Annotated in this window: 11 protein-coding genes; 4 read left to right on the top strand and 7 right to left on the bottom strand. The window is 73.7% G+C overall.

What is annotated here, in order from left to right; genetic code table 11:
* Nucleotides 1–46: 46 nt before the first annotated feature.
* A complete protein-coding gene (gene lipB / locus ACFY2B_RS34500) occupies nt 47–859 on the bottom strand; it encodes a lipoyl(octanoyl) transferase LipB (protein ID WP_390767004.1) in 813 nt (270 codons plus the stop codon).
* A 237-nt stretch (nt 860–1,096) separates the two neighbouring features.
* Here lipB and ACFY2B_RS34495 point away from each other — a divergent pair, with 237 nt between their 5' ends.
* A complete protein-coding gene (locus ACFY2B_RS34495; RefSeq protein WP_390767003.1) occupies nt 1,097–2,557 on the top strand; it encodes a regulator in 1,461 nt (486 codons plus the stop codon).
* A gap of 351 nt (nt 2,558–2,908) precedes the next feature.
* Here the strand turns inward: ACFY2B_RS34495 and ACFY2B_RS34490 are convergent, their stop codons facing one another.
* Entirely contained in the window at nt 2,909–4,315 is a 1,407-nt protein-coding gene (locus tag ACFY2B_RS34490; protein WP_390767002.1) for an NAD(P)/FAD-dependent oxidoreductase, read from the bottom strand.
* Between the two features lie 161 nt (nt 4,316–4,476).
* On the bottom strand, nt 4,477–5,370 hold the full coding sequence (locus tag ACFY2B_RS34485; RefSeq protein ID WP_390767001.1) for a TIGR01777 family oxidoreductase: 894 nt from the start codon (nt 5,368–5,370) through the stop codon (nt 4,477–4,479).
* Nucleotides 5,371–5,744: 374 nt separating this feature from the next.
* Here ACFY2B_RS34485 and ACFY2B_RS34480 point away from each other — a divergent pair, with 374 nt between their 5' ends.
* Nucleotides 5,745–6,233, top strand: coding sequence for a GNAT family N-acetyltransferase (locus ACFY2B_RS34480; RefSeq protein WP_390767000.1), 489 nt, complete (start codon nt 5,745–5,747; stop codon nt 6,231–6,233).
* Between the two features lie 3 nt (nt 6,234–6,236).
* On the opposite strand, the gene ACFY2B_RS34475 is transcribed toward ACFY2B_RS34480, so the two are convergent.
* Nucleotides 6,237–7,421 carry a MarP family serine protease gene (locus ACFY2B_RS34475; RefSeq protein WP_390766999.1) on the bottom strand — a complete coding sequence of 395 codons (1,185 nt, stop codon included), beginning with the start codon at nt 7,419–7,421 and terminating at the stop codon, nt 6,237–6,239.
* A 191-nt stretch (nt 7,422–7,612) separates the two neighbouring features.
* Here ACFY2B_RS34475 and ACFY2B_RS34470 point away from each other — a divergent pair, with 191 nt between their 5' ends.
* Nucleotides 7,613–8,434: a peptidoglycan recognition protein gene (locus tag ACFY2B_RS34470; protein WP_390766998.1), complete on the top strand. Its 822-nt coding sequence runs from the start codon at nt 7,613–7,615 to the stop codon at nt 8,432–8,434.
* A gap of 95 nt (nt 8,435–8,529) precedes the next feature.
* A complete protein-coding gene (locus ACFY2B_RS34465; protein ID WP_390766997.1) occupies nt 8,530–8,811 on the top strand; it encodes a hypothetical protein in 282 nt (93 codons plus the stop codon).
* Between the two features lie 48 nt (nt 8,812–8,859).
* Here the strand turns inward: ACFY2B_RS34465 and ACFY2B_RS34460 are convergent, their stop codons facing one another.
* From ACFY2B_RS34460 to aceE, 3 genes are all read right to left on the bottom strand, one after another.
* The gene (locus tag ACFY2B_RS34460; protein WP_390767065.1) at nt 8,860–9,378 is read right to left on the bottom strand and encodes a DUF4240 domain-containing protein; all 519 of its coding nucleotides are present in this window, start codon (nt 9,376–9,378) and stop codon (nt 8,860–8,862) included.
* A gap of 53 nt (nt 9,379–9,431) precedes the next feature.
* On the bottom strand, nt 9,432–10,415 hold the full coding sequence (locus ACFY2B_RS34455; RefSeq protein WP_390766996.1) for a helix-turn-helix transcriptional regulator: 984 nt from the start codon (nt 10,413–10,415) through the stop codon (nt 9,432–9,434).
* Nucleotides 10,416–10,616: 201 nt separating this feature from the next.
* Entirely contained in the window at nt 10,617–13,328 is a 2,712-nt protein-coding gene (aceE, locus tag ACFY2B_RS34450) for a pyruvate dehydrogenase (acetyl-transferring), homodimeric type (protein WP_390766995.1), read from the bottom strand.
* Nucleotides 13,329–13,425: the final 97 nt, after the last annotated feature.

The raw sequence follows: 13,425 nt of genomic DNA, 5'->3' as shown, positions 1-13,425 counted from the left end.
CCACCCCTGCGGTCAAGCGTCGGGCGGGCGGTTTTATGCCGCCGCGTCACGCCGCCGGCTGTGCCGCCGGATTCCGCTCGATCTCCCGCGGCTTCAGCTCCGCGTTCTCCAGGACCTCCCGCAGGTGCCGTTCCACCGTGGGCAGCACCTCCTCGACCGCGATGTCGCGGCCCAGCTCGGCGGCGAGGGAGGTGACGCCCGCGTCCCGGATGCCGCACGGGATGATCCGGTCGAACCAGGTGGTGTCGGGGTTCACGTTGAAGGAGAAGCCGTGCATCGTGACGCCCTTGGCGACCCGGATGCCGATCTGCGCGAGCTTGCGGTCCTCGCGGCGCTGGCCGGCGTTGGACGGGGCGTACTCCGGGCCGCCCAGGCGCGGGTCGAACTCGTCGTCGCCCAGCCGCGGGTCGAGGTCGAGGGTGAGCCCTCCGATCGCCGGGCGCCGCTCGACCGGGTCGCCGAGCACCCACACCCCGCTGCGGCCCTCGACCCGGGTGGTCTCCAGGCCGTACTCCGCACAGGTGCGGATCAGCGCCTCCTCCAGGCGCCGCACGTGCGCGACGACGTCCACCGGGCGCGGGAGCTGCTGGATCGGGTAGCCGACGAGCTGGCCCGGACCGTGCCAGGTGATCTTGCCGCCGCGGTCCACGTCGATGACCGGGGTGCCGTCGAGCGGGCGTTCGCTGTCCTCGGTGCGGCGGCCCGCCGTGTAGACGGGGGGGTGCTCAAGGAGCAGGACGGTGTCCGGGACCTCGCCGGCGAACCGCGCCGCGTGCACCCGGCGCTGCTCGTCCCATGCCTCCTGGTACTCGACCGCGTGCGCGCCGAATCCCATGCGGACGAACCGCAACTCACTCACGGCAAGCGCCTCCCTAGGGCGTTGGCAATGTCAGGCGCGTAACGCGCCCAAGTCACTGTACGTCCGGCCGTCACGCGTCAGCCCTGCGGCCAATCCTCACACGATCGGATGAATGAGTGCTGAGATCTGCGACCGCTTGCTCACTCTCCGCTACATTCGCGCCGTCCATGAGGCCATAAGGGCTGCTCACAGGCAATCCGGGCAAGTCGGCCCGGGAGGCAGGAGACCGTACCGCACATGACGGAACGACCCGCGCAGCGCACTCCCAACCGCCAGCTCGCCGCGCTCATCGCGGAGGCGGGGTTCTCCAACGCGGGTCTGGCCCGTCGTGTGGACCAGCTCGGTCTGGAACACGGACTGGACCTCAGATACGACAAGACCTCCGTGACCAGATGGCTCCGCGGGCAGCAGCCGCGGGGCACCACGCCCGCGCTGATCGCCGAGGTCTTCACCCGCCGGCTCGGGCGCCGGCTCACCGCCCAGGACCTCGGTCTCGACGCCTGCGCGCCGGTGTACGCCGGGCTGGAGTTCGCGGCAGGCCCCGAGGAGGCCGTCGACATCGTCAGCGGGCTGTGGCGCAAGGACTCCGGCAGCCATGCCGAGCTGCGCAAGATCGCGTTCACCGCGGCGGGCCTCGTGGTGCCCAGCCGGGACTGGCTGATCGGCCGGGCCGACGACAAGGTCGCCCGCGGCGAGCCCGTCGCCCGGGTGCCCGCGCAGGGCCGTCCCGGGGCCGCCGCGCGGGCGCTGCCCCTGCCGCCGCGGCTGCGCGGCCAGGCCGACCGTGGACCCGCCCACAAGGTCACCGGCGGTGACATCGCCGCCCTGCGGTCGGTCGGCGAACTGTTCCGCGTCCTCGACGACCAGTACGGCGGCGGCCACGCCCGGCAGGCGCTCGTGCGCTACCTGGAGCACGAGTGCGAGCCGATGCTGCGCGGCGTGTACGGCGAACAGACCGGCCGCCGGCTGTTCGCCGCGGCCGCCGACCTCACCCGGCTCGTCGGCTGGACGTCGTACGACATCGCCGCGCACGGACTCGCCCAGCGCTACTTCGTGCAGGCACTGCGGCTCGCCCAGGCGGCCGGCGACCGTGCCTACGGCTCCTACGTCCTGGTCACCATGAGCCGGCAGGCCGTCTACCTCGGGCACGGGCGGGAGGCCGTCCAGCTGGCGCGGGTGGCGCAGCAAGGGGTCGGGAGCGGCGCCCCGCCCGTCGTGCAGGCCCTGCTGCACTCCGTCGAGGCGCGTGCGCACGGGCTGCTGGGCGAGGTGCGGGCGTGCACCGGCGCGCTGGTGCGGGCCGAGCGAGCCCTGGAGGTGTCCCGGCCCGGTGACGACGTACCGCACTGGGCGCGCTTCTTCGACGAGGCGCAGCTCGCCGACGAGTTCGGGCACTGCCACCGGGACCTTCAGCAGTACCGGGCCGCCGCCCAGCACGCCGAGCGCTCCCTGCAACTGCGCGCGCCGGCGTACGCCCGCAGCCGGCTGTTCTGCCAGGTCGTCCTCGCCACCGCCCGCCTCGGCCTCGGCGAACTCGACCAGGCGTGTGCGCTGGGTGCGGAGGCCGCGGGGCAGGCGACGGAGATGCGGTCCGTGCGGGCGCTGGAGTATGTCAGGGACTTCGAGCGGCGGCTGGAGCCGTACAAGGATGCTGCGCCGGTGCGGGGGTATCGCGACAAGGTCGCTGCGCTTGGCTGAGCGGTGGGGGCGGTGGGTGGGGGCGGGGCGGGGTTGAGGTCCGGCCCCCCCGCTCCGGCCCCCCGCTTTGGCCCGGCGCCGGTGGTTCGGGGTGGGTGGGGGTGCGGTTGTTGTTCGGCTGCGGGCGGCTGGGTGGTGTTGCGCAGTTCCCCGCGCCCCTATGGGGGGGCTTGCGTGGGGTGGGTGGTTGGGTGTGGGTGGTTGGGGGGTGGTTTGCGCAGTTCCTCGCGCCCCTGGGGGGTGGTTGGTCGGGTGCGGGTTGGGGGTGGCTGGTCGCGCAGTTCCTCGCGCCCCTATGGGGGGTGGTTGGGGGTGGACGCGCAGTTTTTCGTGCCTCTGCCAGAGGGTGGGTCAGGCTGCTTTTCGTATGGTGGGTAGGGGTTCTGCGCGGTTCATCGAGCCTGTGCCCAGGTCTGTCAGGATCGCTGAGGCGGCGCGGTGGGCCGAGTGCAGGGCGCCCTGGACGGTGCTGGTGTCGCGGTGGTCGCCGCACACGTACAGGCCCGCCAGCAGCCGGACCGGGCGGCGCAGGTCGTGCGGGGGGCGCATCGCGGGCACCGCCTCGGGGGTGTGGTGCACGGCAAGGGTCTCCCAGCGGTGGGTCGAGGTCCCGTAGAGCCGGGACAGGTGCATGCGTACGGCGGTGTCGACGCCCTCCGGGGGAGCGCCCAGGACCGTCGAGGAGATCAGCGCGCGGCCCGCGGGCGCGCGGCTCGGGTCGACGTGGCTGACCACCGCGGTGTGCGCGACCGGGCCGCCGCGGTCGGCGTCCAGCAGCAGCGCGGCGCCGGTCGCCGGGGGCTCGTCCGTGGTGTGGTGGACGACGGTCACCGGGTGGAAGTCCGGCACCCGCAGGCCGGGCAGCAACTCGGCGGCGGCGCGCGCGTCGGTGGCCAGCAGCACGGCCCGGCAGCGGATCTCGCCGTGCTCCGCGGTGGTCACCGAGGTCGTCGAGACGGACGTGACCCGCACACCGGTGTGCACCGTGCCCGGTGGCAGCGCGGCGGCCAGCAGCTCCGGCAGCGCCTCGGCCCCGCCCTCCGGCACGCACATCCGGCCGCCCGCGAACGAGCGCAGCGCGAGGTCGGCGCACCGGCTGGACGTGGTCAGCTCCGGGTCGCACAGCAGGGCGGCCAGCAGCGGCCGCAGAAAGCCGTCGACCGTACGCGCGGGAGTCCCGCGGGCGGTGAGGGCCTGGTCGGCGGGGAGTTCGGGGCGGGCCAGCAGGCGCTCCACGGGGGTCGTGGCCAGCCGGCCGAGCAGGGCGCGCAGCCGGAGCGGCGCGCCGATGTCGAGGACACGGGCCCCGGGCCGGGTGGCGGGCCCGCCCGTGCTCCTGGGTATGCCCGTGCTCCGGGGCGCGGCGGTGGTCCTGGGTATGCCCGCGGCCCTGGGGGCGGTCGCCAGGGCGCGCACAGCGTTGAGTGCGCCCCTTGCGCTCCCCGCGCCCGCCGGTGCGCCCACGCGGTGCAGGCGCCCGTCGTGGTGCAGCACCACGCCCGGCGCGAAGGTGCGCAGGACGAGGGCGTCGAGCCCCGGAGTCAGCCGCAGTTCGGGATACGAGGTGAACAGGAGCTGTCCGATCCGGTCGAGCCGGAAGCCGTCGACCTTCTCCGTCGACATGCGGCCGCCGACGCAAGGGGCGGTCTCCAGGACCGCGGTCGTCACACCTGCGCTGGTGAGGCGATGGGCCGCCGACAGTCCGGCGATCCCGGCTCCCACGACGACTACGTCCGCCTGGTTCACGGGCTCAAGCACGAGGCCCCTCCTCGACATTGCGCGGCCGGTGGGGCCCGATGCCCCGACAGGCTGCAGGGATACCCGAGTTCGGGTCGAGGGTAGGGCGGTGATCGGTCAAGGACAGTCGCGCATCAACAGGGCACGGTCGCACGACGGTCGCATACGGTCACACGAGTGCGTCACGCAGCACGGACGGCGTCCTCGGCCCCGGGGAACGCAAAGGTGAAACCCGACTCCAGCAGCCGCTTGGGCACCACCCGTTGGCTGCCGAGCACATCCCCGGCCAGCTCGCCCAGCGCCGTCCGCAGCACGGGCTCGGGCACCGCGAACAGTGTCGGCCGGTGCAGCACCCGGCCCAGCGCCGCGGTGATCTCACGGTTCGTCACCGGTTCCGGAGCGGTCAGATTGACCGGGCCCGACAGCTCCTCGGTGTCGACGAGGTGACGCAGCGCGGCGACCACGTCGTGCAGCGCGATGAACGACCAGTACTGCCGCCCGTCCCCGAGCCGTCCGCCGAGCCCGGCCCGGAACAGTGGGAACAGCCGCCCGAAGGCACCGCCCCGGCGGGCCACCACCAGCCCGGTGCGGCCGTACACGGTCCGGATCCCGGCCTCCTGGGCGGGCGCCGTCGCCTCCTCCCACTCCACGCAGAGGGACGGCAGGAAACCGTCCCCGGGCGGCGCCGCCTCGTCCACCGCCCGGTCCCCGGTGTCGCCGTAGTAGCCGATCGCGCTGCCGTTCACGAACACCCGCGGCGGCTCCTCCAGCGCCGCGACGGCCTCCGCGAGCGCCGCCGTGCCCAGCACCCGGCTGTCCCGGATCGTCCGCTTGTAGGCGTCCGTCCAGCGGTGGTCGCCGATCCCGGCGCCCGCCAGGTTGACCACGGCGGTACAGCCGGTCAGCCCGGCCGCGTCCACCTGCTGCCGCTGCGGGTCCCAGCGGACCTCGCCCGGGCCCTCGGGCGCTCGGCGGACCAGCCGCACCACCTCGTGCCCGTCCGCGGTCAGGGACCGCACCAGAGCGCTGCCGATGAGGCCGGACGCCCCGGCCACCGCGATTCGCGAACGTTCCATGGCTTCATCCTGCCCGGCGAGCCGGGCAGATCTCCGGACGACTCCCCGGACCCTCCCGCAGGGCTCCGGCCGGTTTCCGTATCCGTCGTGGTCCGTCGTGGTCCGTCGTGGTCCGTCGTGGTCCGTCGGGGACCGTCGTAGCCTGTCGTGATCCTTCATGGTCCGGCGTGGTCCGGCGTGCGTCGTCGGCCGTGGCCCGGCCGGTTTCCCGCCGCCTGCCGTCTGCTGTCTGCCGTCCGCTGCAAGCCGTTGCCCGGCGGGCTTCCCGCGCCCCCTGCCATGCCCCGCCCGCCAACGCTCCCCATTCCCCGAGCCCGCCGCGCTTCCGGACCCCGTCCTGCCGGGCTCCCCGCGTCCGTCCTAAAGTTGCCGCCATGCCCGACCCGTACATACGCCTCGCCAGGTCCGAGGACGAGGCGGCCCTGAGCCTGCTCGACCGGGAGACCTGGTCGCCGCTGCACGCGGTGCAGCCCCGGCCGCAGCCGCCCTACCGGCCCTTCTTCTCCGAGCGCTCCGGGCCCGGGGACCACCTCGTCGCGGAACTCGACGGCCTCGTCGTCGGCTACATCAAGCTCGCCCTCCCCACCGAACTGGCCTGCAACGCGCACGTCCGCCAGATCCAGGGGCTCGCCGTCGCCGACTCGGCACGCGGTGCCGGGGTCGGCCGGGCGCTGCTGCGGGCGGTGCAGGACGAGGCGCGGCGGCGCGGTGCCCGGCGCATCACCCTGCGCGTCCTCGGGCACAACGCCCCGGCCCGGGCGCTGTACGAGTCCGAGGGGTTCGCGGTCGAAGGGGTGCTGCCCGGGGAGTTCTTCCTCGACGGGGCCTACGTCGACGACGTTCTCATGGGGCGCTCCCTGTGAGCCTCACGACGTGACCAGGCTCCCCGTGTCCACCGCCGTCGTCGCCGTGGCGGCGCGCGCGGCGTCGCCCGCCACCTCGTCCGCCGTCAGGACGTAGCCCGTCTCGTTGTCGGAGGTCGAGCGGGCGAACACCACACCGAACACCCGGCCGTCGGTGGTCAGCAGCGGGCCGCCGGAGTTGCCGGGACGCACCGTCGAGCGGATCGAGTAGATCTCGCGGGTGACCGTGGCGTCGTTGTAGATGTTCTGGCCCGTCGCCTCCACCCGGTTCGCCACCGTGGCCGCCTGGAGGTTCAGACCGCCGTCCTGCGGATAGCCGGCGACCACCGCCGAGTCCCCGCGCGCCGCGCTGTCGTCGAAGCCCAGCGTGGGCGCGTGCAGCCCCGGCACGTACAGCACCGCCACGTCCCGCTGCGGGTCGAACAGCACCACCCGGGACGCGTACGCCGGCCCGACGCCGCCGATCCGTACGCTGGGGCCGTCGATGCCCGCCACCACGTGCGCGTTGGTCATCACGTGCTGCGGCGCGAACACGAACCCGCTGCCCTCGCGGCCCTCCGTGCCCGCGGAGCCCTCGATCTTCACCGTGCTCAGCCGCGCGGCGTTCGTGGCGGCGGCGGTCACGTTGTCGCCGGACGGGCGGGCGACATTGGCCGTCGAGTCGCTCTCGAACGGATTGAACACCTGCGGGAAGCCCGCCTCCGTGAGCGCGGACGTGGCGCGCGAGAACCAGGCGGGCGTGGTGTCCGGCATCGCCTTCTGCACCGCGCCCAGCAGCGCGGAGTTCCGGATCGCGGACGTCACCACCGGCGACGACGAGGCGCCCAGCACGCTCGCCGCGACCCAGGCCACGATCAGCACCGCGACCGTGTTCGCCGCGGCCCCGCCCAGCCCGTCGGCCACCCGCAACGGCCCCCGGTCCAACTCCCGGCGCAGCCGCAACGCCAGCCGCCCGGCCAGTTCGTGTCCCACCGCCGCCGGGATCAGCACCGTCAGCACGGCGGTCACCGTCGCCGTGGTCGTCCCCCGGGTGACCAGGTTCATCACCCACGGCAGGATCCACACGCCGACGACCGCGCCGCCCACGAAACCGGCCAGCGAGACGCATCCGGCGACCAGACCGCGCCGGTACCCCGAGCCGGCGTACGCGAGGATCACCAGTACGAGCAGCACATCGAGCAGGTCCACGGAGCCGCCTTTCTCTCGGACCCCTGATTACGGGCGGGACGGTCCCGGTGATCAGCCGCGCGCGGGACGTCCCGGTCCGGACCTCGCCACGCGCGCGTTACCCACAAAAACGCACCGGACCGGGACGATGGTTCCACCGGGTGGCACACCACACATCGCGGGCGTGCCGGGAGACACCCAGAGTGGGACCCATGTGGGCCTTCAGAAGATCGCGAAGACAACGGCGGAGACGGCCACGGGGCAGGCGCCGCCTGCTCGGACCGGCTCTGCTGCTCATCGGTTGCCTGTCGGGCGCCGCCGCCACCGGAGCACTGCTGCTGTGGGTCCGGGGCGTGCACGGCCCCCCGGCCCCACCCCGGCACGCCCAGCCGCCGGCGCCGCGCAGCGCGCCGCTGTACCGGGCGGCCCAGCCCCGCATCCTGCCGCGCTCCGACTGGCTGAACGCCACCGTGCGCAGGACGCAGCCGCCCCCGCGCTACGACGACGCGGTGGTCGCGGTGTTCGTCCACCACACTGACTCGCCCAACACCTACCGCTGCGCCGACACGCCGGAAGTCATCCGCCGCGTGTACGCGGGCCAGACCACCGCCCGCAAATGGGACGACATCGGCTACAACTTCCTGGTCGACCGTTGCGGCACCATCTACGAGGGCCGCGCGGGCGGCGTCGAACGCGCCGTCATCGGCGCCCACTCCCAGGGCTTCAACCACCGCACCGCCGGCATCGCGGCCATCGGCACCTTCACCCGGGGCACCGTCGTGCCCCGTGCGATGACCGACGCCATCGCCGCCCTGATCGCCTGGAAGCTGGGCCTGTCCGGCGTGGATCCGCGCTCCGCCGCCCGCCTCGTCTCCAGCAGCGCCCTCAGCCGTTACCCGGTCGGTGCCGCCGCCACCCTGCCCGCCGTCTCCGGCCACGACGCCGGCTACCGCACCAGTTGCCCAGGCGCCGCCCTGACCGCCCGGCTCCCCGAGATCAGGAAGGCCGCGGCACGTCTCCAGGGACGGCGGTGACGACCGCTCACAGCGGCGCCACAGCAGCCGCGCAGCCCCCGCAGAGCCGCCCGCCCTACGGTCGGGACGACAGCAGCCGACCGGAGGTGGGGAGCATGCACAGCAGCCGTGCGGGGACGACAGGGACGGCAGAGACGGCAGAGGCGAGGGCGGGAGGTCGGGAGCGGGAGGCGGCAGGGGGTACGGCCGCCGGGGGCCTGCGGTTCGACCGCGCGTCCTGGACGGTCCTGTGTGCCGTTGCCGCCGTGTTCCTCGGTCCGGCCGCCGCCACCGCGTCCGCTCTCGACCAGGCCAACAAGGCGCCGCTGCACCACGCGGTACGGGCCCAGCAGTCCCAGGGCCACCTGCCCGCGGACACCGGCCGCGGCACCGCCTGACGTCCCGACGTCCCCGCCGCACCCCGGCACCGCACCGTCCCCGCGGCCTCACCCCCGGAACCGTTCCCACAGCTTGGGATAGCGTCCGGCGAGGGCCTGCTCGCTCTCGAAGTCGACCGGCTCGCCCTCCGGTTCGGCGGGCGCGGGGGCCAGGCCGAGGTCCGGCGCGACGGTGCCGGTGAGCTGCTCATACGCCTCGTCCGCCGCGTAGCCCAGCTCCTCGCCGTCGCCGTCGATCTCCTCGTCGAAGTCGTCCAGCAGGTCGGCCAGCGAGTCCGGGTCGTGCAGGGCGCCCTCGAAGACGTCCCGGCCCTGACCGATCAGCCAGCACCGGAAGAAGTCGAAGGCGTCGTCGCTGGCCCCGTCCAGCAGCACCCAGGCGGCGCCCCACAGGTCCCAGCGGTAGGCGCGGTTGTAGCGGGCCTCGAAGTGACGGGCGAAGTCCAGCACCGCGTCCGGGTCGAGCTGGGCGAGGCGCTCCACGAGCAGGTCCGCCTGTTCCTCCGGGTCGCCCTCGGCGGTCTCGCGGGCGGCGTCCACCAGGTCCCAGAACTCCGTCTCGTCCATCACGGGTCAAGCATCGGGCCTGTCCGGGCGCCACGCACGCGGAGTGCGGGCCGTCAACCGCTGTACAGCCGGGCGAGCCGGGCGGCGTCCCGCGCGAACCGGTTGCGCAGGGTGTCGGGCGCCAGCACCTCGGCCTCCGGGCCGAGCGCGGTGAGCTGCGTGTACGCCACGTCCTCGGACTCGACCGGCAGCGTCGCGGTCACCCAGCCGTCCGGGTCCGCGGCGTCCGCCCCGCCCGCCGTGCGCAGTGCCTCGCGCGCGGCGAGCGGATCGACGACGTACCCGAGCCGCCGCACGCCCTCGGCGGACAGCCGTACGACGACCTCGGCGCGCAGGATCGACCGGGCGAACCGTTCGGCCTGCGCCGCCCAGAAACCGGGCAGGTCGAAGTCCTCGTCGCGGAAGAAGCGGGGGCCCGCGGCGCGGGCGGCCGTGAACCGGTCCACCCGGTAGGTCCGGAACACCCCCGCGTCCGGGACCCGCGCGCACAGGTACCAGGCGCCGGCCTTCAGCACCAGCCCGTACGGCTCCAGGGCGCGCTCCACCTCGGTCTCGCCGCGGCGGTAGCCGGCCGTGAGACAGCGGTCGTCCCAGACCGCCTCCGCGACCGCGGGCAGCAGCGCGGGCGTCTCCGGCTCCCGGAACCAGCCCGGCGCGTCCAGATGGAACCGCTGCGCGGCGGTCTGCGGGGCGTCCCGCAGGGTGGGCAGCAACGCGGCGGACACCTTCAGCCGCGCCGCCGAGACCGTGTCCGCGAGCCCCATGTCCCGCAGCGCCCCCGGCACCCCGCTCAGGAACAGCGCCTCGGCCTCGCCGCGCGCCAGCCCTGTCAACCGGGTCCGGTACCCGCCGATCAGCCGGTACCCCCCGGCCCGCCCCCGGTCCGCGTACACCGGGACGCCCGCTTCCGAGAGGGCCTGCGCGTCGCGGGTGATGGTCCGCTCCGACACCTCCAGCTCCTGCGCCAGCTCGGCGGCGGTCATGGAGGGACGGGACTGGAGCAGAAGCACCATCTTGATCAGCCGGGCAGCGCGCATCCCCTCATGATGCCGCTCGCCTCTGACAACGGGCGGCCACCGGTCCTCCGGTGCGGCGGCGGCCCCGCGACGGCCCCCGGTGCGGTGGGGTCGTCACGGGGGTATGGGGGCGGGGCGGAGTGCGGGGCCGCGGCGCTCGAACGGGGTGCGCGGGGCGGGGCCGGATCGCCACCGGGCCCGCCCCGCACGCCCTCGGAGGTCCTACAGCCCGTAGCGCTCGCGGGCCTCCTTCACCGCCGCCGCCTTCACCTCGCCGCGCCGGGCGAGCTGGGCCAGCGCCGCGACGACGATCGACTCGGCGTCGACACCGAAGTGCCGGCGGGCGGCCGGGCGGGTGTCCGACAGGCCGAAGCCGTCGGCGCCCAGCGAGGTGTAGTCCTGCTCGACCCACTGCGCGATCTGGTCCGGCACCTGGCGCATGTAGTCGGAGACCGCGAGCACCGGGCCCTCGGCGCCCTGGAGCGCCTGACGGACGTACGGCACCCGGTCCTCGCCGCGCAGCAGTGCCGCGTCGGCCGCCATGGCGTCCCGCCGCAGCTCCGTCCAGGACGTCGCCGACCAGACGTCGGCCGCCACGCCCCACTCCTCGGCGAGCAGCTTCTGCGCGGTCAGCGCCCAGTGGATCGCCGTACCGGAACCCAGCAGCTGGATGCGCGGGGCGTTGGCCGTGGGGGTGAGCCCCGCCGACTCCGCCGTGTTGAAGCGGTACAGGCCCTTGACGATGCCCTCGTCGACACCGGCTGCGGACGGCTTGGCCGGCTGCGGCAGCGGCTCGTTGTAGACGGTCAGGTAGTAGAAGACGTTCTGGTCCTCGTCCGGCGCGGCCTCGCCGTACATCCGGCGCAGGCCGTCCTTGACGATCGCCGCGATCTCGTACGCGAACGCCGGGTCGTACGTCAGCGCCGCCGGGTTGGTCGCGGCGATGACGGGGGAGTGGCCGTCGGCGTGCTGGAGGCCCTCACCGGTCAGCGTGGTGCGGCCGGCGGTGGCGCCGACCAGGAAGCCGCGGCCCAGCTGGTCGCCGAGCTGCCACATCTGGTCGCCGGTGCGCTGCCAGCCGAACATCGAGTAGAAGATGTAGAAGGGGATCATCGCCTCGCCGTGCGTCGCGTACGACGTCGAAGCGGCGATGAAGTCGGCCATCGAACCGGCCTCGGTGATCCCCTCGTTGAGGATCTGGCCGTTCTTGGCCTCCTTGTAGAACATCAGCTGGTCGCGGTCGACCGGCTCGTACGTCTGGCCCTTGGGCGAGTAGATGCCGAGCGACGGGAACAGCGACTCCATGCCGAAGGTGCGCGCCTCGTCCGGGACGATCGGCACCCAGCGCTTCCCGGTCTCCTTGTCCCGCACCAGGTCCTTGACCAGACGGACGAAGGCCATCGTGGTCGCCAGGTTCTGCGTGCCGGAGCCCTTGTCGAACGCGGCGAACGCCTTGTCGGCGGGCGCGGGCAGCGCGGGGAGCGGGTGCACGCGGCGGGCCGGGGCGGGGCCGCCGAGGGCCGCGCGGCGCTCCTGGAGGTAGCGCACCTCCGCGGAGTCGGCGCCCGGGTGGCCGTAGGGCACCTGGCCGTCGCTGAAGTCGCTGTCCGGGATCGGCAGCCCCAGCAGGTCGCGCATCGTCTTGAACTCGTCCACCGTCAGCTTCTTCATCTGGTGGTTGGCGTTCTTCGACGCGAAGCCCTCGCCGAGGGTGAAGCCCTTGACGGTCTGCGCCAGGATGACGGTCGGCCCGCCCTTGTGCGCCAGGGCCGCCCGGTAGGCCGCGTAGACCTTGCGGGGCTCGTGGCCGCCGCGCGACAGGTGGAAGCACTCCAGGATCTTGTCGTCGCTCAGCAGCTTCGCCAGCTCGACGAGGGCCGGGTCCTTGCCGAAGAAGTCCTGGCGGATGTAGGCCGCGTCCCGGGTCTGGTACGTCTGTACCTGGGCGTCCGGCACCTCGCGCAGCCGGCGTACCAGCGCGCCCGTGGTGTCGAGCGCGAACAGCTCGTCCCAGGCGGAGCCCCACAGGGATTTGACGACGTTCCAGCCGGCGCCGCGGAACTGGGCCTCCAGCTCCTGCACGATCTTGAAGTTGGCGCGCACCGGCCCGTCGAGGCGCTGGAGGTTGCAGTTGATGACGAACGTGAGGTTGTCCAGCTCCTCACGCGCGGCGAGCGCGAGGGCGGCCGTCGCCTCGGGCTCGTCCATCTCGCCGTCGCCGAGGAACGCCCACACGTGCGAGGCGGCGACGTCCTTGATGCCGCGGCTGGTCAGGTAGCGGTTGAAGCGTGCCTGGTAGATCGCCGACAGCGGGCCGAGGCCCATCGACACCGTCGGGAACTCCCACAGCCAGGGCAGGCGGCGCGGGTGCGGGTAGGACGGCAGGCCGTTGCCGCCGGCCTCCTGGCGGAAGTTGTCGAGCTGGGTCCGGTCGAGGCGGCCGTCCAGGAAGGCGCGGGCGTAGATGCCGGGGGAGGCGTGGCCCTGGACGTAGATCTGGTCGCCGGAGCCGGGTGCCTCGGCGGACTCCTTGCCCTTGAAGAAGTGGTTGAAGCCCGTCTCGTACAGCCAGGCTGCGGAGGCGAAGGTGGCGATGTGGCCGCCGACGCCGTGCTTGCTGCCGCGGGTCACCATCGCGGCCGCGTTCCAGCGGTTCCACGCGGTGATCCGGGCCTCCATCGCCTCGTCACCGGGTACGGCCGGTTCGGCGGCGGTCGGGATGGAGTTGATGTAGTCGGTTTCGAGGAGCTTCGGCAGCGCGATGCCGTCCGCCTCGGCTTGTTCCAGCGTGCGCCGCATCAGGTACGCGGCGCGGTGCGGCCCGGCCTCACGGGCGACGGCGTCGAGTGAGGCCCGCCATTCGGCGGTCTCCTCGGGGTCGCGGTCCGGGAGCTGGTCGAGCGCGCTCGGCTGGATGGCGTTGGGGTCGGTCATGTCGCCGCCTTCCTCAGTCGAAGGGGGTTCCCTCATCGGTAAGGGTTCGGGGTGCCCTTGGTCTTTGGCAGGACAGGGCGTGGACTCGGGTGGAAGT

This window comes from Streptomyces sp. NPDC001270 (assembly GCF_042896695.1).
In the GTDB taxonomy this organism is placed as follows: Bacteria; Actinomycetota; Actinomycetes; order Streptomycetales; family Streptomycetaceae; genus Streptomyces.
Note: the sequence above shows the minus strand (reverse complement) of the source record. Positions and strands in the feature narration are given on the sequence as shown.